This window comes from Acidicapsa acidisoli (assembly GCF_025685625.1).
Taxonomy (GTDB): Bacteria; Acidobacteriota; Terriglobia; order Terriglobales; family Acidobacteriaceae; genus Acidicapsa; species Acidicapsa acidisoli.
In genome coordinates this window covers 314,291-339,293 of record NZ_JAGSYI010000003.1, presented here as the reverse complement: position 1 = coordinate 339,293, position 25,003 = coordinate 314,291, and the positions used below count along the sequence as shown (strand labels likewise).

Genomic DNA, 25,003 nt, shown 5'->3' with positions numbered 1-25,003 from the left:
GCTAAGGCTTCTTCTCCCCCAGCCCAAATATCCTCTGAAGAAAATTCCGCTTGTCCGTATTCGGATGCGAACAGGTCTGCGCCGGCACCGTCCCATCCAGAAACGCCGCCGTATATGTATCGCTCTCACACGTTGAGTCCGCTGGCAGGTTGGTAGTTTTGTCGACCTGCACCAGTTGCACGCCCTCCGGCGCATTGAACTCATGCGTATCCGAGTACTGCGGCAGGGCGACCGCTTTCTTCATGAACTCGGCCCAGATCGGCGCTGCCGCATCTGCACCCTGAATCTTGATGTCGGTGTAATCGTCGTTGCCCACCCACACGATGCACAACAGGTTGCTTGTATAGCCCGCGAACCAGGCATCATGGCTAGTGCCCGTCTTACCCGCAGCCGGAGCAGTGAATCCACGCGCCCGTACCGGGAATCCAGTGCCGTGGTTGATCACGTTCTCCAGCATGTTGGTGGTGAGATACGCGACTCGCGGATCAAGAATTTGCTTCGAAGTCGGCGAGTAATCCGTGATTACATCCCCCGACGGAGTACGCACACTCGCCACCATCCACGGCTCGAGTTTCAGCCCGCCATTGGCAAAAATCGTGTACGCCCCGGCCATCTCCAGCGGAGTAGCATCATAAGCTCCAATCGCCATCGCCGGCGTCCCGCGCGCGCTCTTCACTCCCGCGGACCTGGCCAGCGCCGCCACCTGGTCAAAGCCCACCAGAGAAGCCAGTCCAATCGTCGCGTTGTTCAGCGACTTCTGCAGCGCAAACCGCGCCGTCACCTGCTCGTGATATTCACCCTCGAAGTTGCGCGGAGTGTACTCCTGATTACCCACATCGTACGTAGTCTGTTCGTCGCTCAACATCGTAATCGGCGAAAAAAGCTCGTCATGCCCCGGCAACTGCGTTCCCGCAACCGCCGTGTTAAATGCTGCCGCGTAGACAAACGGCTTAAAGATCGATCCCGTCGGCCGGGCCGAAATCGCATGATTCAACTGGCTCAATCCATAGCTGCGCCCGCCCACCAGCGCGAGCACCTGGCCCGTATGCGGATTGAGCGCCACTAGCGCCACTTGCGGATACGTATGCGGCTCTGTCGTTTCTTCCGGCTTGCCATTTTTTCCGCGATGTCGCCGCGCGTAGAGCTTGTCCACCTGCTCGTCGACCACATGAACCGTGTTCTCAACCGCCGAGGTCGCCGCCCGCTGCAAGTCAGGATCGAGCGAAGTGTAAATATGCAATCCCTCGCGATTAAAGTCCCGCTCGCCCAGCTTCTGATTCAACTGATCCCGAACGAGGTCGACAAAGTACGGCGCGTCGCTCGCATCCACGCTCTGCTGCGAAAGATGCAGCGGTTCATCCTTGGCCCGCTCCGCCTGCTCCTTGGTGATCGCTCCCGTCTCCACCATCGAGTCGAGCACCAGGTTGCGCCGCTCCATCACCCGCTCGGGGTGCCGATAAGGATTGAAGTAATTCGGCCGCTGAATAATCCCGGCCAGCATCGCGCTTTCGGCCAGGTTCAGCTCCTTCACATCCTTGCCAAAATATGCCTGCGAAGCCTCGCCAAAACCATTGATCGCAAAACTGCCCTGTTGTCCCAGGTTGATCTGGTTGGCGTACATCTCAAAGATCTGTTTTTTTGAAAAACGATGCTCAAGCTGGAAGGTAATGACAATCTCGATCAGCTTGCGCTTAATCCGCTTCTCGGGAGAAAGGAAGAACCCGCGCGCCAGTTGCATCGTCAGCGTCGAGCTGCCCTCTTTGTACCTGCCTGAACGAACATCGCGCGTCGCGGCCACAAAAAAACGCCAGAAATTCACGCCATTGTGCTCAAAAAACTGCCGGTCCTCAATGGCCAGCACCGCGTGCACCAGGTTCTGAGGAATCTCGTCGTAGGTGATCAGCCGCCGCTTGGTCCGGTTTGCGCCTTCGCTCAGTCCAGTAATCAACAGCGGTTCAAGCTCATAGCTCGACAGGGCCTGCCCGCGATCGTCTGTGAGCGACTGCACCACCCCATTGTCAAAGTGGATCGTCGCTCCATCCTGCGCGTGGTAGCTCTGCGGCCCAGGATGTACCGTCACGCTATTTGCCGTCTCCGTGAATGTCCCCAGCGGAGAATCCTTGGCCGTGCCATCCCCCGTGTATCCCGCGGAGCGCAGCTCATTGACAATCGCCGCCCGGCTCAGCTTCTGGCCCGGCCGTACCTCACGCGGAGCCGCGTAAATCTTCGCCGTGGTAGCAAACAGCGGCTGCTTCAGCCGCGCATCCACAATCCCCTGATAGCGAAAGTAGTAATACCCACCCACCGCGAAGACAAAAAGCGCAACCAGGGCTACGCAAGCCAAAGCAGCCCGCAAGATCAGACTGCTCCATCCCTGCCGCGTGGTCGGTCTCGCGATCCGGACTTTTAATGCCATTCCAAATGCCTCCGCGGCATCACCCTGGAAAATCCGGGTGCTCCACATCTCGATTCTGAGATGTGGGCTTCCACCGAATTATGCACACCAGGAGAGCTTGTCATCCTGAGCAAAGCGAAGAATCTGATTCTACGAATCTGCTCAGACTCTTGCTTTTCTTTCTGTCATTCCCGCGAGGGAATCTGCTTCTTCTTCGTCTTTCTTACCCAATCAGCCCCTTCAACCGCCCCACAAGCTCTCCGATCAGCACGTCCTCACTACCCGGAACCGCCCGCGTCACCAGCTCCACCTTGCCTTCAACCGCCTTCTTGCCCACATTCACGCGATACGGAATTCCGACAAGATCGGCATCCTTGAACTTGACCCCGGCCCGCTCATCGCGATCGTCAAGCAGCACATCCAGTCCTGCCGCCTCCAGCTCCGCAGCCAGCTTTTCGCCGGTCTCGCGCAGCAGCGCGTCGGTCACATTCGTCACCGTCACCACCACCGTAAACGGAGCGATGCTCGCCGGCAGCCAGAATCCATTCGCATCATTGAATTGCTCAATCGCCGCCGTCAGAATCCGCTCGATTCCGATGCCGTAGCAGCCCATAATCGGCGTAACTTCCTTGCCATTCGGGTCCAGCACCGTTGCGCCCATCGAAGAAGTGTACTTGTACCCCAGCTTAAAGATGTGACCTACTTCGACCGCTTTGCCCACAACCAGCTTCCCGGCGCATCCCGGCGTAGGGCAAGCCTCGCCCTCATTCACCGTGCGAATATCCGCCGCCAGCGTCCAGGTAAAATCCCGCCCCGGCGTCACATTGCGGAAGTGATAATCCAGCTTGTTCGCGCCCGAGACCAGATTCCTGCGTCCCTCCAGACCTTTGTCGATCACGACCGTAAGTCCGCCCGCAAGAGGTTTCACTGCAGGCGTCTGTCCAACCGGCCCGAGATACCCAGCCGGAGCGTGCAGAAATGCTTCCAGCTCCTCGCCGTTCATCGTGCGCAGTTCGGCCGCGCCAACCGCAGACATCAACTTCGTCTCATTCACCTGGTGGTCGCCGCGCAGGAACGCCGCCAGCCCATGCCAGACATCCGGCTTTCCTTTTGGCCCTCGAACCAGCGCCATATACGCCACGCACTTGATATCCGAAGCCGGAGAAATCTTGAAAAACTCAGCCACATCGGAAATCGCCGCGCACCCCGGCGTATAGACCAGCTCCGGTAACCCATCGCCGGTCGGCTCCATCTCCGTCACGGGCTCCAGCACAGAAGTTGCCTTCTCCGTATTCGCGGCATACCCGCAAACCGGACAGCTCGCAATCAGGTCCTCGCCTGCGTCTGTATAGACCATGAACTCCTGCGACTGCGACCCGCCCATCGCTCCCGAGTCCGCTTCCACGGCCACAAACGTCAATCCGCAGCGAGTGAAAATTCGCCGGTAGACAACGTCGTGCTGGTCAAAGCTCCGGTCGAGCCCGGCCGCATCCAGATCGAAAGAGTAGCTGTCCTTCATCGTGAACTGCCGCACTCGCAACAGCCCGCCCTTCGGCCTCGGCTCATCGCGAAACTTCGACTGAATCTGATACCAGATCTGCGGCAATTGCTTGTAGCTGCGGAGTTCATTCCGCGCAATCCCGGTCACGATCTCCTCATGCGTCATGCCCAGACAAAGCTCCGCGCCCTTACGGTCCTTCAGGCGAAACATGTTGTCGCCCATCACCGACCAGCGCCCACTCTGCTCCCAGACCTCGCGCGGATGAATCGCCGGCAGATAAAACTCCTGCGCGATGGTGTCCATTTCCTCGCGCACAATGGCGATGATCTTGTTCAGCGACCGCTGACCCAGGAAGAGGTAGTTGTAAATTCCCGCGCCCAACTGCCGGATGTATCCGGCCCGCAGCAGGAATTTGTGGCTGGCGACTTCGGCATCCGCCGGAGCCTCACGCAATGTAGGAACAAACAGTTTCGACCAACGATGCATACGTAGAGATCAACGTGCTTTCCCGCCAAAGCAAAAACCCGGCGCAAACCAAATGACAGTAGCCATCATTCTAAATGTTCGGGGGGAGAGATCTTCTGGGATCGGAAGGAGCGAGAGCCGCACTGGCTCTCTGCATTGAATCAAATTCGACAAGAGCCGCTACCGGGAAAGCGGCCTATACGTGATGATGCCAGCGAATATGCCAGTATTCCTCAATCCCCACCAGCACCAGCGTCAGAATCGACAAAACCAGCTGCACCCGCTCCATGCGAACCTTCGACGCACTCAACGGCCGCTGCCGCCACTGCGCCGCCGGATTGTTGCGAAGCCGCCGAACCTGCCATAAAACCACCAAATTCAGCAAAGAACCAAAGAGAGCCAGCCCGATCATCGGCAACCGGATCAGATCCGAGTGCAATTGATGCACAAATCCGCCCACCCCAGCGCCAAGCACCAGCGCTCCAACCCCAATCGCCACCCGCAGCCCATCCACCGCCGCAAAGAATGTGCAAACACTCTGCAGCACCGCGAAAACGAAGCTGGACCAGGCGATCACTCCGCCTGCTTTTCGTGCGTCGATTCCAGCCTGTTGTTCCAGAGGAACGCCGGATCCCTGCGGACGGAAGGAAGCGGTAGGCATATAAGCTCGATCTCCTCGCTGAGGAGGGCTATGAATCAACCCAACCAGAGGCCAGTTTACCGCAACATGCACTTGGCCATCTCAACCGGCATTGCCGTCGATCCCGCTGTACTTGACCATCAGCCGCTCGAAAACGTCAGACGGCAGCAACCGGCGCATCATGAGAGCCATTTTCGCGTCTCTTCCGTAGACATACCGCAGCCGCGGTTTCGGATCTTCCAGAATCGCCGCAATCCCATCCGCCACCACTTGCGCATCGGGCTGCTTCTTCGCTCCTTCGATCCCTTTTTTCCAACGCTCCACCCGAGCCGCATTCGGAGAGCGCGGATCGAGCGTTCCCTCGGAGAGCGTTCCATTGCGCGTCCAGATATCGGTTTCAAATGCACCCGGCTCCACCAGGACCACCTGAATTCCCAGCGATTTGAGCTCAAGTCTCAGCGATTCGGACCAACCCTCCATCGCAAACTTCGATGCCGAGTAGCTGCTCATCCCAGGAAAAGCGCTGCGTCCTGAAACCGAAGAAACCATGACAATATGCCCGAAACCCTGACGCCGCAACTGCGGCAGAAAAGCCCGAGTCACCGCCGCCGCGCCAAAAAAGTTCGTATCGAACTGCCGTCGCAGTTCCGCATCCGTAACATCGTCGGCAAACCCGGCCATCGCAAAGCCGGCATTGTTGACGAGTGCATCCATCCGCAACCCGCGAGCTGCAACCGTAGCGGCTACTCCGGCAATCTGTTCGAGATCAGTCACATCCAGCGCAAGAATTTCGATCCGCCCCAGCACTCCCGCCGCGCGAGCTGCACTCTCCAGCCGTTCGCGCCGCGTCAGATCGCGCATTGTGGCCAGCACCCGCCATTCGCGCCGGGCCAAGGTGACAGCCGTCAGCAGCCCAAAACCGCTGGATGCCCCAGTAATCAGCGCAACCCGTTCCTGTGCCATGGTCGCTTGCACCTTTCCGCGTCAGATCAACTCCATCCCCCAAAGATCATGCAGATGCAACACGCCCTCGACGCGGCTTTCGGAATCAACGACCACCAGCGAGGTAATCTTCTTCTCCTCAAGCTCCGCCAGTGCGCGCGCCGCCAGCTCTCCCACGCCAATCGTCCTCGGATGCGCATTCATCGCTTCGCTTGCGGTCTTGCTTAGCGCCGCTCCGCCTTCGCGTTCCAGCAAACGCCGCAAATCTCCGTCCGAAATCACCCCAAGCAACCGCCCATCTTCCTGAACGGTCGTAATTCCCAGCTTCTTGCGCGACATCTCATAGATCACATCCGTCATCAGCGTCCGGGAACCGACCGCTGGAATCGCTTCGCCGGAATGCATCAGATCCCGCACCTTCGCCAGCCGCTTTTCGAGTATTGCCCCCAACTTCCCACCCGGATGCAACTCCGCAAAATCCTCCAACCGAAAGCCCTTGCGCAGCGAAACCGCAATTGCCAGCGCATCTCCCAGCGCCAGCATCGCCGTCGTCGACGCTGTCGGGGCCAGATTCATCCCGCAAGCCTCGCGCTCCACCCCAACATCCAGCACTACATCGCTCGCCGTTGCCAGCGTTGATTGCAGATTGCAGCAGAACGAGATCAGTGCATCACCCTTGCGCTTCAGCACAGGGAGCAGCCGCAGAATCTCCTCCGTCTCCCCGCTCGCCGACAACGCAACCACCACATCCCCCGGCATCAGAACGCCCAGGTCGCCGTGCACCGCCTCCGCCGGATGTAAAAACAGCGCCGGGCTCCCGGTCGAGCTCAGCGTCGCCGCAATCTTCTGGGCGATAATCCCGCTCTTGCCCATGCCCGTTACCACCACACGGCCGCGCCCCTCGCCGCAACGCACCACCAGCTCGACGGCGCGGCCAAAAGTCTCGGCCATCGCCTCATCCAGCCGCACCGCAAGCGCCTCCAAAGCCGCCGCCTCAGTCCGAACCAGTTCCGCCGGCGTCCATCCCGCTATTCCAGAGTTAACATCATTCATGCGACTCCGATGGTAGCAGTTTCCCGTCAATCTCCCGTAACCCCGGCACGCTGCGCACCATCCAATAACAAGTCCGTCTTACAATGAAACTGGACAGAAACTGCATAATGAAAGCCCGGGGTGACTGATTCCTTGAAACGCAATGTCGTCGTAATCGCCGTCGTCGTATTCGTCCTGGGATTGCTCTCCCTCGCTGGCTGGGCCAACTGGCAGAACCGCAAACAGGCCGCAGCCCGTCTCCAGGCACAGCAGGCACAAGCCGTCCTCGTGGCGGACGACAACAGCGGAGGCGCGTTGCACATGAGCTCGCCGCTCGTCGGCAAGCCTGCCCCGGCCTTCACCCTCACCAACGTTAAAGGCGAAAAAGTCTCTCTCGCCAGCTACAAAGGCAAGGCAGTTCAGATCAATTTCTGGGCCACATGGTGCGCTCCCTGCAAGATCGAAACCCCGTGGCTGGTCGAGCTCGAAAAGCAATACGCCCCCAAAGGCTTTGAAATACTCGGTGTCTCCGTCGACGATCTCGACAAAGATGACAAAAACCAATTGGCTAAAGACATCGCGGGCATTGCAAAGGGAGCGCAGGATCTGCACATCGATTACCCTGTGCTAATCGACGGCGACAGCATCGGCAAGCCCTATGGAGATGTGGACGTCTTCCCGACCTCCTTCTTCATCGACCGCAAAGGCACCATCGTAGCTGCGTCCTTCGGGCTTACCTCCAAAGACGATCTCGAAGCCAACATCCGCAAGGCGTTAGGAGAAGGGAACTAGATGTATCTCTCGGCAACAAAACTGCTGGCCTTCGCCTTGGCCCTCGCGCCGCTTCAGGCTCAGAATCCACTCGGCGATCTCCAGCCCCGACCTGCTGGCGCCAAAACAACCGCGGTGACCTACCTTTTTCCGGAACAGGTTACAGTCGCGGCGGATAAGCCCTCGGCCGTCGATTTGCACTTCAAAGTAGGCCAGGGACTGCACGTCAATTCGCACACCCCGCGTACCGAAGACCTGATTCCGACCACCTTGAGCCTGCCCGAGACCCCAGGCGTGCATCTGGCAAAAACCGACTTCCCACCCGGAACCGATTACACCTTTGCCCTAAGCCCCAACGAAAAACTCAGCGTCTACACCGGCGAATTTATTGTGCATACCGAATTTGTCGCTTCCAAGGGAGAGCACCTCGTAGAAGCCAAACTCCGCTATCAGGCCTGCAACAGCGACACGTGCATGCCCCCGCACACCATCCCAGTCGCCATCGACGTAATCGCCAAATAGCGTGAGGGCACGGTGAAGGGTACGGGCTTCAGCCCGTACATTAAGTCCTACAATATCAAGGGGCTTTAGCCCCTGAGGGTTTGTCTTTTTCAAACCGATCCGACTGTCGAAATAAACGCCAGGTTTTCGTCCTTTACTCCCTAAAAAATCCGATAGCTGATCCCAGCGCTAGCCCCGTAAGGCGTCAGCGTTCCACCCAGAAACGACGGCCAATACTGGTACTCTGCGTCAAAGGCCCGCACGCTCAACCGGCGCGTCATTTTGATGTCGACTCCGCCGCCAAAAGCCAGCGTCGTAAAGCGTCCGGAGCCGATGCCTTCTTCGAAGTTCATATTCGAAAAGCCGCCGAGTACCTTCGCGTAGGGCCGCAAACGCCAGAAGTGCAGTACCTGAACACGCGGCCCGATCAGGTAATTGTCCTGGCTGATGCCTTCGGTCTCGTGAAAGCGCTGCCAGCGCCCTTCCGCTTCCACGCCAATGCCATGAAATAGGTTCACGTCAACGAATGCGCCCGCGCCCACCAGTTTGTTCTGGATGTAGTTGGGGTCAAATACCGAAACGGTGCCGCCCACCGTGAGGGAAATGGGACTCTTGATCGCCGACGGAACCACCTGAGCCTGCATCGAAACCGCACCGGCGCCCATCACTGCCGCCAAAAGGAGCAAAAAAGAAAAAGTCGTTGTTTTTGTGATCATTCCGGATTTGTCCTGAGGGTCTAGTTATTGTCCTGAGGGTCTAGTTGGACCAGCGCAGAGAAACATCTTCTCTGAAAGTGCAAACCGGTCATCGAAACCTCAGCGATCTTTGGCAAAAAGATCACCGCCAGGTCTTAGACGTCGGCACGCAACGAAAAAGGGGAAAAGACTTGAAATTCCCCAGGCTACCTACAAAAGTATAGCCGGGAAACCCCGAACCCTGCGGCCCGTTGCTTCCCGGCTGATATATCCCTCGATCGAAATTCCAGGGACTTTATTCCCCGGTACGCGGTTAATTGTTACTAGTAGGAGCGGGGTTTGCGGCTTGACCCGCAGCCGGAGCAGGAGGCGGTGGAGTCGCCGGCGTCGTATCCGCCGGAGCCTTCGCTGCGTCCTCATACCGTTGCAGCTTGTAGTAGATCGCCGTCACTTCAAACGGCATCTTGTCGCGAGCGTTCAACGGAGCGTACCGCTTCGCGTTCAACATATGCTCCTTGTCATCCCACGGATCGGTCTTGAGCCAGCTTCCCAGCGGAAGCGCAGCCACCTGCGTTGTGTCGTCCTGGTTCAGCTTGGGCGCGCCCTTGGCCAAGTCGGCCAGCCACGGAGTGCCGTCCGCTTTCAGCATCGAGTCGCCCAGCTTCGGGCTGTTGAGCTGCTTCAGCGCCTTGGCCCGATCTGTCAACTGGGCGAAGTAGAGGCCGGCGTTCGCGAGGCGGTCCTTGTACATCGAGTTCTGCATGTACGCAATGGCGCTCTTGGATGCCGCCGCATTGTCGAGGTCGGAATGATTCATCTTGACGCGTTGGAACGAGGACTCATCCGGGAAGAGCAGCCGGTCGTTGAAGGCATAGCGCGTATCGATGTGGTGTCCAAGCGCGATGTGCGCCAGCTCCAGAGCCACCACAGAGGCAATCGACTCCTCATTCGGCAGCGTGTCGATTAGTCCCTTGCTGAGCAGGATGGTGTTGCCCACCGTCGTCGCCTCAACCGTCGTCGTCAACAGAATCCGGCAATGAATCGGGTCAGGGAAGTTCAGATTGTTTGGAACAGCGAGGTTCACCACGATTTGTTCCAGCGTTTTGTCGAAATCGCTGGGCGGAGCCAGCAATCCGGCCTGCACCAGGCGATCAAGGACGTTATCTTCCGCCTGCGAAACCCACTGGCGCGTTGCCTGCAAAGGAGTTACATCCTGCGAATCCCCGCTCTGATCGACCGCACCTTCCACCTGTACCGAGACATTCTCGCTGTCGCGTGTCGGCAGCGTCAGGGAGTAGCCCCAGAAGTGCGTCTGGGCGCGCAAACCAACCGTCTTGCCGCCTTCGATGCGCTGCGATTCCTCGACGTAGATCGCCACCGGCAGCCACAAATCCGGCTGCATATTCATGCGCCAGCTGTCGAAGTGGAAGTACTCCTTGTTGTTGTCTTCGCTCGCGCTCTCGGTATAGGTGCCGTTAAACCGCACCACGTTGCCGTCCTGATCTTCAATCCAGACACGTCCGTAGAAGCGACCGTTGCCCTTCACGTCCGGTCGTGGGTGAACGTCGAACTCCCATGTCCTCACGCTTCCCAGAAACTCCCGGCGCACATAGCTGAAAACATAGTGCTGCTGGTCAAACCCGTTTGGATCCAGGAACATCATCTGCGTGAAACCGAGGTCGTTAAAGGTTTCCTTGTCCAGGTGCAGCGCCTTGCCGATGTTGGAAAATGCGGACAGCGACCCCTTGAAAAACCCGTGGCCCTTTTCGCTGCGAGCCGAATACGGCTTGTCGACAAAGGTCTTGCGGAAGTCGACCCGGTTCAGCATGTATGTGTCCCCGGTGGGAACCTGATACAGCTTGTCGTCGGGTCTCATCTCCTGGATGTAAGTTTCGACCAGAGGCGTTCGCTGTTGAATGCTCTTGATGATCACCTTTTCCCGAGCAATCGCCTTTTCCACCAGAGCAGCCTGTTCGGGGGTAAGCTGATGCGCCTTTTCGTACTTGGGCTCCTTCTTGGCGAAGGCTACGTTAATACTCAACGTGATCATCAGGAAGGTGAGGGGGATCTTCCATAACTTCATTGCAGGCTCCTAAGGTGAATTCGTCTCTAGTCGTTCTCTGGCCGCCTTCACCTGCCTCTCTGGGCCGGGGGGTTGCGGCTGGAGCATTCTCCAGGCATCCGTCATTCGCGTTCTTTGCTAAGCGGTCTGGAACTTGATGATGATGTTGGTGGTATATTCCACCGGTTGTCCATTTTGCGTAGCTGGCCGGAACTTGTAGGTCGGCGCCGACCGCATCGCGGATTCGTCGAGACCATGGCCCAGCCCGTGGATCACATTATGCACCACCATCTGCCCGCTGGTAGTGATTGTTACGCGTAAAACCACGTCTCCCTGAATCTTGAGCTGACGTGCCTCGGGAGTGTACTCCGGTTCAGAGTGGCTCAGCAACACCGGAGGAGTGGTCTTCGGCTCCTGCGCCACTGCGGCAGCCGGGGTCGAAGAAGGGGTCGCCATCGCCGGAATGCCCGCCGCCACCACCCGGCCCTGCGAACCGCTGCCGCTGCCGCCATTGGAAGCAGTGCCAGTCGCGCCCGGAATTCCAGCCGAAGCAACCCGGCCCATCGAGCCGGCATTCGAGCCCGACTTCGTTCCGTTTCCGAATCCGGTTGAACCAACGACACCGCGTGGCGCTTCCGCTTTGCCCTGCATTCCACCATACGGATTTCCCAGAGCTGCAATCGTTGCCGGCCGCGTGGCCTCAGGATTTGGCTTCACACCGTTCAGGTCGCCCAGATGCACGGGCGTCACCGACGGATGAAGCTGTGGCGTGAGCGCAGGTGCAGCCGCCGTCAACGCGGCCTTGGGCTGCGGAGCCAGCACGATCGCCGGTTTCGCTGCCGCGACCGTCGGCAGAGCAACCTTCTCCTGTATTACAGGAAGCTGCTTGACTTCCGGTTTAGGTTCAACCTTTGGCTTGAAGATCTTAGGCGCCTCGAGCTTGGCTATCTTCGGCTCAGGCGGGGCCGGCAGTTTCGGCTGCGGAGGCACCTTTACCTTTACCTTGATCTCCGGAGGCGGCGTCGTCGGAAACGTGATCTCCGTCGACTCCATCTTGCGAACTTGCAACTCATGATGGGCCACCGTGCCAAACACGATGAGCAATGCGAGTAGTGCACCGTTAATGATGCAACTAGTCAGAAAGGATGCTGGATTGCTCTCCGGTTCCGGAAGCAATCCAAATCGCATACGTCCTGCGTAAGGGGTTGATGGCATGTCCTCAGTCCTCGATCGCGGTATTCTTGACCACGGTTTAACCGACTATTCCAGAAGCAAGATTGCTGAATTCAAAAACACCATTGTAGACGGTGTCACTTCCCAAAACTGAGCCGTCGGCGACAGGTTTGCGCTTGTGGAGTGATAAAAAGAACCCCGTAAACGTATCTTCGTCACCGAAGCGGAAAATGATGACCCCTTGTCTGAAGTTTTCAGCAAATCTCCCTTGCTCCTGCCCAAAAGTCGGGCTGAGTTGCATTGGCCGATACGGATACCCTGTAGGGGAGGCGGATCCGTGCAGCAAAGCGAGTGGTCCTGCCTGCAATTGTCACACTTCTTTCCATAAGAAATTCGCCAAGAGTTGCACGAATCACTACAACTTCAGACGCATGGCAATTTGATTCGTTCGCGGCACAAGCCTCTCAAGTTGAGGCAGGCCTCGGTTGCTAAAGAAAAACGAGTCAACTTGGCTCATCCGAGACTGGAGCCGTTTGTGCAGACAAATCAACAACTTATTGTCACTTCCTGCATTCCCCTCGCCACAATAGTTCAGATCAATCTAGATTAGGCGTGCCGTCTTGAAGACAGTCTACGAACATGGTTTCGCATCTTCCGCCCACCTGTTCAGCCTGTGCAATAGATTAAACTTACAGCAAACGGCGGCACAAAGGGGCAAATATTTTATGAAGATTATGGTCACCGGCGGTGCCGGATACGTGGGTGGAACCGTTTCGGCTCTATTAGTGGCGCGTGGACATCAGGTCGTGGTCGTCGATAATCTCTGCCACGCCCGTCGCCAACAGGTTCCCGCAGGCGTCGAGTTCGTTGAAGCCGACATCGCCGATCGCCCTCGCATCGAGGGCCTCTTTCGCCAGGCAACCGCTGAAAACGTTCCCTTTGACGGCGTGCTCCATTTCGCCGCGCTCATCGAAGCAGGCGAGTCGATGAAATACCCCGAAGTTTACTTCCGTAACAACACTGCCTCGACGCTGGCTTTGCTCGAATCCATTCTCGCCGCTGGACCTAAACGCATTGTTTTCAGTTCCACAGCCGCCGTTTACGGCGAACCGGAAGCTGTTCCCATCCCGGAAGCCGCCGCCCTTCGCCCTACCAACACCTATGGCGAATCCAAGCTCCTTGTCGAACACATGCTCGGCTGGTTCCATCGCATCCACGGACTGCGCTCCGCCTCGCTGCGCTACTTTAACGTCGCCGGCGCTCCTGAAGTCGGCGGGAAGGGAACCGGCAACATCGTCAGCGGAGAAGCCCACGAGCCCGAGTCGCATCTGATCCCGCTCGTCCTCGACGTAGCCCTCGGCCGCCGCTCTTCTATCAAGATCTTCGGCGACGACTACCCCACCCACGACGGCACCTGCGTCCGCGACTATATCCACGTCGGCGACCTGGCCGACGCCCATCTGCTAGCCCTCGAAGCCTTAGAATCCGATCGCGCCGCTGAGCACCGACTCATCTACAACCTCGGCAACGGAGCCGGTTTCACCGTAAAAGAGGTCATCGACTCCGTCCGCCGCGCCACGGGCCACCCCATCCCCGTCGAACTCTGCCCCCGACGCCCCGGTGACCCGGCATTCCTCATCGCCAGCAGCGAAAAAGCCATCGCCGAACTGGGCTGGAAGCCCAATTACCCCCAAATCGACGAAATCATCCGCACCGCCTGGATCTGGCACCAGAAACGACACAGCAAATAAATTGCGAATGTCACTACAAAAATAGCTACAAATAGCGTACGATCAAATGATAGATTTCGAGTGGGACCCGGCAAAGGCCGAAGCAAACCTGCGCAAGCACGGCGTGACCTTTGAATTCGCCACTGCCGTGTTTCTTGATCCTGACCGAATTGAGGAACTGGATCAGAATTACGTCGACGAGGAAAGATGGATAGTAACCGGCAGAGTCGAGCAGTTTGTTCTGGTGGTCATCTTCACCCTGCGCGATGAAAGCATTCGGATCATTTCAGCAAGGAAGGGAATTCGCAATGAGTACATCCGGTACTGGTCTGGTCAAGTTTAAACTCGATCCCAGGAATCCGCCGACGATGACGCCGGAGCAGCTCCAGGCGTTGCGTGATCTAAGCGATGAAAATATCGACTTAAGCGACATCCCCGATCAAAGCAACAACACCGCGTGGCGTCGAGTCTCTGAGCTAATTCCCGAAGAGAACAAGCAGCAGATCACCCTGCGCCTCGACGCCGATATCCTTGCTTTCTTCAAGAGCACCGGCAAACGCTACCAGAGCCGCATCAATGCCGCCCTCCGCGAATATATGTTCGCCCATCGCGGCTAGCCCCCACTCGGCCCGCGAACTCAACGTCGTCATTGAGGGCTGCGGTGAACATCGAACGAAAGAGTTTGCCTGAGGAGCAACGCCATATGAGTTGGGACATATTCGTCCAGGATTTTCCAGCCGATGTAAAGCGTCTTGAGGAAATTCCGCCGGACTTTAAGCCTGCCTCGTTAGGCAAACGTTCCCTGATCATCGAAAAGATCAAAGATGTCGCACCAACTGCGGACTTCACCAACCCTGCGTGGGGAATTATCATAGGCGAGGGCTGGTCGATCGAGGTCAATATGAGTTCCGAAGAAGACTGCAAAAGCTTCGTTTTCCATGTTCGCGGCGGCGATGCCGCGGTATGCGTAGTCGCCGCCATTCTGCAACATCTGGAGCTCCGCGCTGCGGATTTACAATCGAGCGATTTTTTCGTTTCCGGCCCCCGGGCGATCGAGAGCTTCGGTAAATGGCGCGCTTACCGCGACCACGTCGTGAAACGGTTTGGCGGTTAGGCAACCTCAACGCCCCGGTTGGGTCCCCGCCTCACGCCCACCCCCGATCCGGCACGCCCAGCAGATACAACAACCCATCCAACCCAACATGCGTCATCGAAAACCTCGCACTCGCCCGCACCACCGGCTTGGCATGGAACGCAACCCCCATCCCGGCAAGCCCTAGCATTGGCAGATCATTCGCCCCGTCCCCAACCGCCACCACCTGCTCCAGCGGAATTCCCTCGCGTCGCGCAATCTCAACCAGCAGCTCAGCCTTATAAGCCCCATCCACAATCCGCCCACGCACCTCGCCGGTCACAATTCCATCCCGCACATCCAACTCGTTGGCATGGACGAAATCCACCCCCAGCTTCTCCTGCAAAACCGCGCCAAAGAAAGTAAATCCGCCAGAAAGAATCGCCGTCTTCGCCCCGCGCGCCCTAAGCGCCCGAAACAGCCGCTCCGCACCCTCCATCAGCGGAATGCGATCCACGACCTCAAGCACCCGCGCCTCCGGCAATCCCTTCAGCAGTCCCACGCGCCGCCGAAAGCTCTCCTGAAACTGGATCTCCCCTCGCATCGCCGAAGCTGTAATCGCGACCACCTGATCACCTACGCCAGCCATCTTGGCCAGCTCGTCGATCGTCTCCCCCTGAATCAGCGTTGAGTCCATATCGAAAACAAACAGCCGCCGCTCCTGGCGATACTCGCTCACACGCTGAAACGCGATATCTACGGCCAACTGGTCCGCGAGCGCCATAAGCTCGGCCCTCATGCCGGCGTCATTCGCGACAGTCCCGCAGGCCCAGATTTCCGCGCACGCGTATCCCGGTTCGCCTTCAACGGTCTCAATCCGTCCGCCCGGCATCACACTCGATAGTGCTTCGATCCGGTCCAGTTCCAGCCCCTGCTCCTTCACAACGTCCACTACCGGCCCCAGCGCGTGCTCCACATCGGTGCGGCCGATTACCGTAATTACCCAGTCATTCTCGAATTCCTGCATCGTCTCCTTCATCCACTCCTATCCAAACCAGCCTATCAGCGCAGCCAACCAGTCCTGAACGAGTCGCTAAGTAGTCTAAATAGACTCGGATGAGCAAACTGGTACGACCCCGGCCTCTCGCAAACTGTATGCTTTTACGGTGCTTCCATTTCCCAGGTCGACCCGTCAGTTTACTGAGAAACTCCCTCGGAGACTGGTGCGCATCCTGGTTATCCTGTGCTTCTTCACGGCAAGCCAGAATGCTCCGGCCTACTCTGTCCTGACCCACGAGCAAATCGTCGATCTCCTCTGGAAATCCCAGATCCGCCCAATTCTTCTCGCCCGCTATCCCGGCACCACGGACGACCAGATGCGCCAGGCTCATGCCTATGCCTATGGCGGCTGCCTCATTCAGGACATCGGCTACTATCCCTTCGGCAACCACTTCTTCAGCGATCTCACCCACTACGTCCGCAGCGGCGACTTCGTCAGCAACATGCTCTCTGAGGCCGAGAAATCAGGCGACATCAACCAGTACGCCTTCGCCCTCGGGTCCCTCGCTCACTACGCTTCCGACATCGCCGGCCATCCCGCCGTCAACAAAGCAGTCGCAGACTACTTTCCCAAGCTCCGCGCCAAATACGGCGACATCGTCACCTACGAAGACAACCACAGCGCCCACATCCGCACCGAATTCGGGTTCGACGTCGTCCAGGTCGCCAAAGACCGCTTCACCTCCCAGGCCTTTCACGACTTCATCGGGTTCGAAGTCTCAAAGCCCCTCCTCGAAAAGACCGTGCTCGCCACCTACGGCCTGCCCCTGGAGACAATCTTCCCCAATTTCGACATGGCGGTCGGCAGCTTCCGCTACTCCGTCAGCCGCCTCATCCCGCAGATGACCCGCGTGGCCCTGGCCATGAAAAAAGACGAAATAGTCAAAGAAGATCCGACCATGACCCGCAAACGCTTTCTCTATCACCTCAAAGTAAGCCAATACCGCCGCGAATGGGGCAGAACCTACCAACGCCCCAACTTCGGCGACCGCCTCCTGGCCTTTATCATTTCTATACTTCCTAAAATCGGTCCATTAAAGACACTCGATTTCAAAATGCCCACCCCATCCACCGAAAATCTCTATATGCAAAGCGTCAATAACTCAGCCACGCAATATGGCGACGACCTGACCGCAATCCAGACCAACGCTCTGAATCTGGAGAACAAAGACTTCGACACTGGCAAAGAAACCAAAGCCGGCGAATACGCTCTAACCGATGCCACCTACGCCGATCTCCTCAATAAACTCGCAGGCAATCACTTCGCCAATCTCACGCCCGATCTCCAGACCAACATCCTGGCTTTCTACAAAGATCCGCAACCGCCCGCATTCGCCGCCAAAAATCCCGCCAAGTGGTCAAAAACGCGTAGTAATCTAGCCCAGCTCCAGGCATTTCAGACTTCCTCAGTCACATCCCATTGAATCGAATTCCAGCATTGCATCGTCCAAACCCAAGTGAAAAAAGTGCCAAATAGAATCCGTCCCTTCGCCAGTATCGCCATCCTCGCCGCCCTGGCCGTCGTCGCAGCGAATGCCCACGCATTCCAGCCTCCACCGCAAACAGACCGCCCTACAGACCAGCAAATCATCCAGCGCATCGACGCCGCCGTCTACCAGCGCTACAACGCTGTCACTGGCTACACCGTCCGCGAACAGTACGCTCTCTACCGCAACGGAGCGCCCGAGCCCTCCGCCCAGGAAACCATCCAAACCGTCTACGACCGCTCCACAGGCAAGCAATACACCGCCGTCGCCCAGAGCGGCTCCGCCTTCATGCGCAGCGCCATCATCGACCACGTCCTCGCCAGCGAAAAAGAAATCAATATCCCCGCCAATCGCGAAGCAGCCCTCATCACCTCCCACAACTACGACCTCACTCCCGAGCCCGGCACCGTCGAAAAGAACGGCCGTCAGTGCATCATCGTCGACCTGCATCCGCACCACAAAAGCCCGCATCTTTTCATCGGCAAAGCCTTCATCGACGCCTCCGACTTCACCCTCGTACATATTGAAGGCACCCCATCCCAAAGCCCGTCCTTCTTCGCCGGCGAAACCAAAGTCTCCCGCGACTACATCAAAATCGACGGCTTCTCCATGGCCACCCACGCCGAAGCCCGCTCCCACAGCCGCCTTTTCGGCGACACCCTCCTCACCATCGACTACTCCGGCTACAAGATCGACCTCGCCCCCGCAACCAATCCTTAACTTGCCCAGGCTCCACGCGAACGGCTATCGCAACAATACTGGTCGGAAGTCGCCAACGAACAGCGACTTCCAATCATGCGACTTTCGACTTTGGCTCATTCGCCTTGGGGGCGCGTTACCATTGCACTCCTGGGTAGAAGCTCGGAATGCGGAAGGCGCGGTACAGATTCGTGCCGGTGACGTGCATACTCCAGACCGTCTGCGGAGTGCTCTCTTGCGTTACTTCGTACACATCGGAGCCGTGACGGGTTCCAAGACCGCATAGGTCGTATTCGACGTTCCCATTCTGGAGTTGATCCGTGTTGCCTCCAAAGAAGCTGTAGAGGGTAGAGGGAAGTATCTGATGGAAGGTCAGATTAGCCGTTTTTGCGGTCTCATCGATCTGAAAGACAGGGATAGTTGTGTAGAGACACGGTGGGGCTCCCGCAGAGCCACATTTGACAGTCGATGGAAAGATGCGGTCATCTCCATTGTCCATCAATCCAAGCGAGAAAACGCCGCTCGTGTTCGGGCTGAAAAATCCGGGACCGTGCTGAGCATATTCCCAATCGGTCGGATCTGTTCCACCTTGAAGAGTAAAGTCTCCGCCTTCGCCCAAATGCCAGAGGATATCGCCCTTACCCGTGCCGTTCGCGTAGTCCACTTTTACTACCCAGTTTTGATGCCGCATCGAAACCAGGATGTTCCCGTCGTCCGGTGAGTACACGATGGCATTTGTGTGTGTCCAGTCGGGAAACTGCAAGGGGTGCCGGTTGGGGTCAAGATGATTGAATTCGTTCCAGACCCAGACAGGCTGGAGATTCTGATCCAGATCCACAATCACATCGCCTAACACGGATTGTGGCGCTGCATTCGTCAACGGCGGCTTGCTGGTACTCGATAGCTGCCGGATTGTGTTGCCCAACACCAGCCAATGGCCATTGGGCAGCGGTTCCACATCGTGGTGAAAGGTATCAATGACCACTCCGCATTCGGCGCAAGTTGCAGTGGCCAATTCTGCATTCAGATCGGCAATGCTGATTTCGCGGACCGTGTTTCCGGCCAGGTCAACTTCGCGCATTTCCAGGAAGGTTCCATCAGGTATTGGGCCGCTGAGCGGAGCTCCCGAACTCGCGCCGATCGTCATCAGCAGATCCCCGTCTGGAAGCATCTTGACGCCGTCAATGAAATTCGCACCGCTCCCAGGGTTCGCGTAAGTCCAGAGCACGTTTCCGGAGAGATCGGTCACAATCACTCCGGTAGGTGTTCCGCTCAGTGGGTTCAACATCTCGAGCCCCGGTTGTGGTGTCATTCCTGGCATGGCGCCCGCCGTTAGACTGATGACCATATTCGCGGGTACAGCACCGGTTGTGACGGAATGGTCCGCATCGCTCGCCGTCACTCCGTTTGAAAGTGTCACAACGGCCTGCATATGGTAAGCGGTGACGGCCTTCATGCCCGCAACGAGAATGCTCACCTTACCGCCTGCCGTGTCAGTGGACTGCGACCATGTTGTGAATCCGTAGGCTGTGGTGGTGCCGAAATTGACCGTCATGCTTCCCGGAAAAGGTAAGGTCATTGTGTAAAGCGCGACCTGCGGATTATTCGTAGCCGTTACCTGACCTGCGGTCAGCGCTGCCGATATTCCTGTAATCGCCACAGTTTGCGGAGTCCCAGCCGGTACGTCTCCAAAGCCCATATTCAAGACGGCATCCTGCGTTTTGGGGGCGGACGGCGTCGTAGGCGTGTATTTCACCACGACATCGCAACTGGCAGCGGCGGCGAGCTGACTACCGCACGATTGGCTGGAGACAATCGAATAGCTTGGATCCCCGGATAGGGTCGGACTCATCATCAAAGTATCCGACCCGGTATTCGTGACTAGAACAACAGTTTGGGTCAGGCTGTTGTTGACCAGATTGTTGCCAAAACTAAACGACGCCGTGCTCAAGGCAGCAGTTGTGACAGGGGCCGGCGGAGGCGTGACGGTCAGGGTAGAGAAGCCGCTGTGTGAAAGAGCCCCCGAAGTTCCATTCAGGGCAATGTTGGTGGTGCCGACCGCAGCCGTGGAAGATGCGGTCACGCTGACCAGCATCAACATGCCGGGAGTAATGGTTGAAGTCGTCGGCGTTGCCGTCACGCCTGCCGGAAGAGAGCCAACTGCAAGAGCAACGCTTCCAGTGAAGCCATTTATCGGGGAAGCTCCAACCGTAAGTGTCTGCGCGGCGCCGCCTGGGACAAGAGTGATGGTCGACGGCGCGACTTCGAGCGCGAAGTCAGCGACGACCGGCGGCGGGAGTGGCGCGACCGTCAGCGAGGAGGAGGCGCTGTGCGTGAGAGTTCCGGAAGTTCCAGAGAGGGCAATGCTGGCGGAACCGGCCACAGCCGTGGAAGACGCGGTGACGCTGACCTGCATTAGAGTGCCCGGAGTAATGGTTAAACTAGTCGGCGATGCCGTGACGCCTGTGGGAAGAGAGCCCACTGTAAGAGCGACACTTCCTTTGAAGCCATTCACCGGTGAAGCTCCAACCGTAAATGTCTGCGCTGGGCCGCCGGGAACGACGGTGATGGTTGCAGGCGCGACTTCCAGAGTGAAGTCACCCTTGCTTCCGCCACCACATCCAACCAGAGAAGCAGCGGAAAGCCCAGCACATAGGAAAATCAATCGCGTTGTCATCCCGAATTGATGTTTCAGAGGATCGCGCTGGGGGTAGATGCCATCCGCAACAGAAGGGCCCCAATTACTCATTTTCGCAATTTGCTCTGGCATGATCTCTCCTTGTCCTGCCTTATGTCAGCCACGTGTAGAACGCGAGGCTTCCACATTGCTTGCCGGCTTTGAGACGACTGCGCTAAGACCACCCCGGGCGCTTTGCTATTGCCTGATTTTGGAAGAATCCGGCGACTCGCAAAAACTTCGCAATCACATGAAATTAGAAATCTCTCATTGTCAAGCAGTTCTTGCGAAAATTGAATGTAAGCTCGACCATTTCAAGGAAGGTGTCCAAAACTGCTCTGGCTTGCCCATCCCATTCCCAGCGGCTATCGTGTCATTTAAGGGAATGATGCAGCCTCATTAGCGCAGTTGTGATTATTCCGACACTTTTCGTCTTTGAAGGACAATGAATGGCCTCGCAATCTGTCACCAAAGTACTTAGCCAGGACCTCGAATCCACCCTCCGCGAAGACCGCGTCTTTCCCCCTCCGCCCGAGTTCGCCGCCGCAGCCAACATCCCATCGCTCGAAGCCTACGAATCCCTCTACGCCCGCTCCATCGCCGACCCCGAGAGCTTCTGGGCCGAAGCCGCCAGCGAACTCCACTGGTTCGAAAAATGGACCAAAGTCCTCGACTGGAACCTCCCCAACGCCAAATGGTTCGTCGACGGCAAAATCAACCTGAGCTACAACTGCGTAGACCGCCACGCCCTTAGCGACCGCGCCAATAAAACGGCCATCATCTGGGAAGGCGAACCCTATGGCTCTGACGGAACCAGTCAAATCCGCAAGCTCACCTACGCCGAACTCCACGCCGAAGTCCAGAAATTCGCCAACGCCCTGAAATCCCTCGGCATCAAAAAAGGCGACCGCGTAGCCGTCTACATGGGCATGACCCCCGAACTGGCCATCGCCCTGCTCGCCTGCGCCCGCATCGGAGCCATCCACTCCGTCATCTTCGGCGGATTCGCCGCCAACGCCATCGCCGACCGCGTCAACGACAGCCAGTGCGTCGCCATCCTGACGCAGGACACCAGCTACCGCCGCGGCGCCCAGATCCAGCTCAAAAAGACCGTAGACGAAGCCCTCGCGAACACCCCATCCGTCCAGCACGTAGTCGTCCTGAAGCGCAGCGGCGCTGAAGTCGCCATGCAGCAAGGCCGCGACCACTGGTGGCACGACCTCGTAGCCAAAGCCGACCCCACCTGCCTCGCCGAGCCACTCGACAGCGAAGACCCGCTCTACATCCTCTACACCAGCGGCACCACCGGCAAACCAAAAGGCCTCGTCCACACCACCGGCGGATACGCCGTCCAGACCTACCTCACCACCAAGTACGTCTTCGACCTCGGCAACCCCAACCACCCCGACGACGTCTACTGGTGCACCGCCGACATCGGCTGGGTCACCGGACACTCCTACGTCGTCTACGGCCCGCTCCAGAACGGCGCAACTGTCCTCATGTACGAGGGCGCGCCCAACCACCCCGACTTCTCCCGCTTCTGGAAGATCATCGACGACCACCGCGTCACCATCTTCTACACCGCACCCACCGCCATCCGCGCCTTCATCAAGTGGGGCAACGAACACGTAGAAAAGCACGGGCTCGATTCGCTCCGTCTCCTGGGCACCGTAGGCGAACCCATCAACCCCGAATCCTGGATGTGGTATCGCGAGCGGGTCGGCCAGAGTCGCTGCCCCATCGTCGATACCTGGTGGCAGACCGAGACCGGAGCCATCATGATCGCCCCTATCCCCGGCGCAGTCCCCACCAAACCCGGCTCCGCCACGCGCCCCTTCTTCGGCATCCAGCCCGAGGTCGTCACCCGCGAAGGCGACCCAGTCCCAGCCGGCAGTGGAGGCCTGTTAGTCATCCGCAAACCCTGGCCCAGCATGGCCCGCACCATCTACGGCGACCACGAACGCTACCAGAAAACCTATTGGTCCGACGTCCCCGGCTGCTACTTCACCGGCGACGGAGCGCGCAAAGACGCCGACGGCTATTACTGGCTCATGGGCCGCGTCGACGACGTCCTGAACGTCAGCGGACACCGCCTCGGCACCATGGAGGTGGAATCCGCCCTGGTAGCCCACCCCAAAGTAGCCGAAGCCGCCGTAGTAGGCCGCCCCGACGACCTAAAAGGTCAGGCCGTAGTAGCCTTCGTAACTCTGGAGTCAGCCCATAACTCAGCCGCCACCACCCCCGAAGCCCTGGCAGCTCTCAAAGAAGAACTGAAAAAGTGGGTAAGTAAAGAGATAGGCTCCCTCGCCCGGCCGGAAGAGATAAGATTCACCGACGCCCTGCCCAAAACCAGAAGCGGCAAAATCATGCGCCGCCTCCTACGCGAGTTAGCCACCCACGGCACCATCCAAGGCGACACAACAACACTGGAAGACTTCCAAGTAATAGCCAAACTCCGCGAATCCGAAGAAGGCTAGCCGCCTAGGCAACCGCGCCTACGGCGCAAGAACAGCCCGCGCCTTCTCCTGAAATCACCACCAAAGTGGGTGCCCCATCCTTACCGCGCCTTTTGCGGGAAGGGTGGGACTCACAAATTTCCGCGCCACCCCACGACTTGTCATCCTGAGCGCAGCGAAGGATCTGTTGTTGCCGTTGCAGTTGTTCCTGCGCTTGTCTTGGCGGGTGCTAACATTTCTTAAAACGAGCGCCGGAGGAATCCCGATGAAGGCTGTTCAGACTTGGGCCAAAGTTAAGCCATTCCTTGTCACCGTTCTGTCTGGCTTGCTTGCAGCGACGCATGCCTTACCGCAAACGGCGCCCAGTCTACCCTCGCATGGGACGATTAACCTTCTCCTCGCTAACAAGAATGCAATGGTGCTTATCACCGATAGCAGAGGAACTAAACCCAATGGCGACTATGAAGACCTGGAGCAAAAACTCTTTCGACTTGACAAAAAGACAATGGTTTCGCTTGCCGGTCTGGTTACCGACCCAGGGCCTAACGTTGGTAATAAAGAGAATGCTCTGTATCCCATGTTTGTCGCAACCTCTCAGTTGATTTTTGCCTACTCCAAGGAGTTGTCAAAGTCTGAGTCTGTCCTGACGTTTGATAAAAAGGTAAGTGACTTGACGGAATACATTCGATACTATCTCGATAATCTCAACGCAGCACGGATCGCAAGCGAAGGCATCGCGTCCCACGCACCTACTGATTTAGACCTAATATTCGCGGGTTACGATGTTGACGGTACTATGAGAAGTACCAAGCGCGTCATCTCGTACTCAAGGGCGCCAGCAGAAGGCACTTCTGCCAGACCTCGTGCCAGTATCTCGTCAGTTGAGGACTACCACAACGATGATTTACTTTATCTCATCTCAGCCCCACCTAATGCCGAAAAGGCTGTCTCCGATAGGATCGCTCATCCCGACGATGTTCTCTTCAGGGATGAACCTCCACTTCGTGCGTACGCACGTGCTAAGACACAGCATCGCCTGGACACGCTCTCAGCCGCGCAGCTTAAAGAATTGGCCGAACACCTAAGGCACATCGCCGACCAGAATGGGATGCTTCCCCCATACCCTTCCCCGGTTATCGGTGGCCCCATTCAGGAGGCTGTTTTTGCTGGTGGACAACCGGCCTTCGCTCCGCCGGTTGGCATGAATGAGTACCCAAAGGTGTTTGCGCAGAATATCGTAATGAACTCAAATTTCGACGACGCTCTTCTCCCAATCGGCCTGCCTTCAGCTGTCTACATTCAATATAGTTGTGTCGGCAATGGCACCTTGAAGGGCGGGAAGATACTTCTGGACAATACTGTAATCATTAGTGGCCACTTCGAGAATTGCACGTTCTTTTTCGATGGGGAAACCTTCTACCTGAGTTCTAGCCTTCAGATCAAAGGCGGAACGCTTGTAATTGGTCCGCACCTATGCGACCAATCTTCGGCACTGGCAAACATTCGTAGACAACTTCCAGGCCTTAAAGAAGTTTGGTGGTCTGACTACCCAGTCGATCCTATCTTGCAGTCGAAATTCTGGCCTAGCGGCAGGAACCATTGTGCAGAGTAAAAATCCCATCAACATCTAAAATCGGATGCCCCAG

The 25,003-nt window shown here is 57.6% G+C and carries 21 protein-coding genes; 10 read left to right on the top strand and 11 right to left on the bottom strand.

Going from position 1 to position 25,003, the window contains the following annotated elements:
• Position 1: 1 nt before the first annotated feature.
• The 5 genes from OHL23_RS19205 to OHL23_RS19185 form a co-directional block, all read right to left on the bottom strand.
• Positions 2 to 2,416 (bottom strand): PBP1A family penicillin-binding protein, encoded by a 2,415-nt coding sequence (locus OHL23_RS19205; protein ID WP_263353580.1) that lies wholly within the window; start codon positions 2,414 to 2,416, stop codon positions 2 to 4.
• Positions 2,417 to 2,618: 202 nt separating this feature from the next.
• Positions 2,619 to 4,382, bottom strand: a complete 1,764-nt coding sequence (locus OHL23_RS19200) for a proline--tRNA ligase (protein WP_263353579.1) — start codon at positions 4,380 to 4,382, stop codon at positions 2,619 to 2,621.
• 175 nt (positions 4,383 to 4,557) lie between these two features.
• Positions 4,558 to 5,022, bottom strand: a complete 465-nt coding sequence (locus OHL23_RS19195; protein WP_263353578.1) for a hypothetical protein — start codon at positions 5,020 to 5,022, stop codon at positions 4,558 to 4,560.
• Between the two features lie 81 nt (positions 5,023 to 5,103).
• Complete coding sequence (locus OHL23_RS19190) at positions 5,104 to 5,964, bottom strand: SDR family oxidoreductase (protein ID WP_263353577.1); 861 nt, start codon at positions 5,962 to 5,964, stop codon at positions 5,104 to 5,106.
• Positions 5,965 to 5,985: 21 nt separating this feature from the next.
• Positions 5,986 to 6,996 (bottom strand): KpsF/GutQ family sugar-phosphate isomerase, encoded by a 1,011-nt coding sequence (locus OHL23_RS19185; RefSeq protein WP_263353576.1) that lies wholly within the window; start codon positions 6,994 to 6,996, stop codon positions 5,986 to 5,988.
• A gap of 120 nt (positions 6,997 to 7,116) precedes the next feature.
• Here OHL23_RS19185 and OHL23_RS19180 point away from each other — a divergent pair, with 120 nt between their 5' ends.
• Together OHL23_RS19180 and OHL23_RS19175 are read left to right on the top strand one after the other, a co-directional pair.
• A complete protein-coding gene (locus tag OHL23_RS19180) occupies positions 7,117 to 7,767 on the top strand; it encodes a TlpA family protein disulfide reductase (RefSeq protein WP_263353575.1) in 651 nt (216 codons plus the stop codon).
• Positions 7,768 to 8,268 (top strand): protein-disulfide reductase DsbD domain-containing protein, encoded by a 501-nt coding sequence (locus tag OHL23_RS19175; protein ID WP_263353574.1) that lies wholly within the window; start codon positions 7,768 to 7,770, stop codon positions 8,266 to 8,268.
• 140 nt (positions 8,269 to 8,408) lie between these two features.
• Here OHL23_RS19175 and OHL23_RS19170 read toward each other — a convergent pair whose 3' ends face one another.
• The 4 genes from OHL23_RS19170 to OHL23_RS19155 form a co-directional block, all read right to left on the bottom strand.
• Positions 8,409 to 8,963 carry a porin family protein gene (locus OHL23_RS19170; protein ID WP_263353573.1) on the bottom strand — a complete coding sequence of 185 codons (555 nt, stop codon included), beginning with the start codon at positions 8,961 to 8,963 and terminating at the stop codon, positions 8,409 to 8,411.
• Positions 8,964 to 9,255: 292 nt separating this feature from the next.
• A complete protein-coding gene (locus OHL23_RS19165) occupies positions 9,256 to 11,025 on the bottom strand; it encodes a M48 family metalloprotease (protein ID WP_263353572.1) in 1,770 nt (589 codons plus the stop codon).
• 117 nt (positions 11,026 to 11,142) lie between these two features.
• The gene (locus OHL23_RS19160; RefSeq protein ID WP_263353571.1) at positions 11,143 to 12,192 is read right to left on the bottom strand and encodes an energy transducer TonB; all 1,050 of its coding nucleotides are present in this window, start codon (positions 12,190 to 12,192) and stop codon (positions 11,143 to 11,145) included.
• A gap of 64 nt (positions 12,193 to 12,256) precedes the next feature.
• Positions 12,257 to 12,478 (bottom strand): hypothetical protein, encoded by a 222-nt coding sequence (locus OHL23_RS19155; protein ID WP_263353570.1) that lies wholly within the window; start codon positions 12,476 to 12,478, stop codon positions 12,257 to 12,259.
• A 424-nt stretch (positions 12,479 to 12,902) separates the two neighbouring features.
• Here OHL23_RS19155 and galE point away from each other — a divergent pair, with 424 nt between their 5' ends.
• From galE to OHL23_RS19135, 4 genes are read left to right on the top strand one after another with little or no spacing between them, the layout of a single operon-like run.
• Positions 12,903 to 13,928 (top strand): UDP-glucose 4-epimerase GalE, encoded by a 1,026-nt coding sequence (galE, locus tag OHL23_RS19150; RefSeq protein WP_263353569.1) that lies wholly within the window; start codon positions 12,903 to 12,905, stop codon positions 13,926 to 13,928.
• Positions 13,929 to 13,974: 46 nt separating this feature from the next.
• Entirely contained in the window at positions 13,975 to 14,250 is a 276-nt protein-coding gene (locus OHL23_RS19145) for a BrnT family toxin (RefSeq protein ID WP_263353568.1), read from the top strand.
• Entirely contained in the window at positions 14,216 to 14,524 is a 309-nt protein-coding gene (locus OHL23_RS19140) for a BrnA antitoxin family protein (protein ID WP_263353567.1), read from the top strand. The genes OHL23_RS19145 and OHL23_RS19140 overlap by 35 nt, the downstream gene beginning before the upstream one ends.
• 44 nt (positions 14,525 to 14,568) lie before the next feature.
• On the top strand, positions 14,569 to 15,021 hold the full coding sequence (locus OHL23_RS19135; RefSeq protein ID WP_263353566.1) for a hypothetical protein: 453 nt from the start codon (positions 14,569 to 14,571) through the stop codon (positions 15,019 to 15,021).
• A 31-nt stretch (positions 15,022 to 15,052) separates the two neighbouring features.
• On the opposite strand, the gene serB is transcribed toward OHL23_RS19135, so the two are convergent.
• Positions 15,053 to 16,018, bottom strand: coding sequence for a phosphoserine phosphatase SerB (gene serB / locus OHL23_RS19130; RefSeq protein WP_263353565.1), 966 nt, complete (start codon positions 16,016 to 16,018; stop codon positions 15,053 to 15,055).
• A 184-nt stretch (positions 16,019 to 16,202) separates the two neighbouring features.
• Here serB and OHL23_RS19125 point away from each other — a divergent pair, with 184 nt between their 5' ends.
• Together OHL23_RS19125 and OHL23_RS19120 are read left to right on the top strand one after the other, a co-directional pair.
• Complete coding sequence (locus OHL23_RS19125; protein WP_263353564.1) at positions 16,203 to 17,462, top strand: zinc dependent phospholipase C family protein; 1,260 nt, start codon at positions 16,203 to 16,205, stop codon at positions 17,460 to 17,462.
• A gap of 42 nt (positions 17,463 to 17,504) precedes the next feature.
• Positions 17,505 to 18,245 (top strand): hypothetical protein, encoded by a 741-nt coding sequence (locus tag OHL23_RS19120; RefSeq protein WP_263353563.1) that lies wholly within the window; start codon positions 17,505 to 17,507, stop codon positions 18,243 to 18,245.
• Between the two features lie 115 nt (positions 18,246 to 18,360).
• On the opposite strand, the gene OHL23_RS19115 is transcribed toward OHL23_RS19120, so the two are convergent.
• The gene (locus tag OHL23_RS19115; RefSeq protein ID WP_263353562.1) at positions 18,361 to 20,994 is read right to left on the bottom strand and encodes an aryl-sulfate sulfotransferase; all 2,634 of its coding nucleotides are present in this window, start codon (positions 20,992 to 20,994) and stop codon (positions 18,361 to 18,363) included.
• A 356-nt stretch (positions 20,995 to 21,350) separates the two neighbouring features.
• Here OHL23_RS19115 and acs point away from each other — a divergent pair, with 356 nt between their 5' ends.
• A complete protein-coding gene (acs, locus tag OHL23_RS19110) occupies positions 21,351 to 23,378 on the top strand; it encodes an acetate--CoA ligase (protein WP_263353561.1) in 2,028 nt (675 codons plus the stop codon).
• 244 nt (positions 23,379 to 23,622) lie between these two features.
• Positions 23,623 to 24,969, top strand: coding sequence for a hypothetical protein (locus OHL23_RS19105; RefSeq protein WP_263353560.1), 1,347 nt, complete (start codon positions 23,623 to 23,625; stop codon positions 24,967 to 24,969).
• Positions 24,970 to 25,003: the final 34 nt, after the last annotated feature.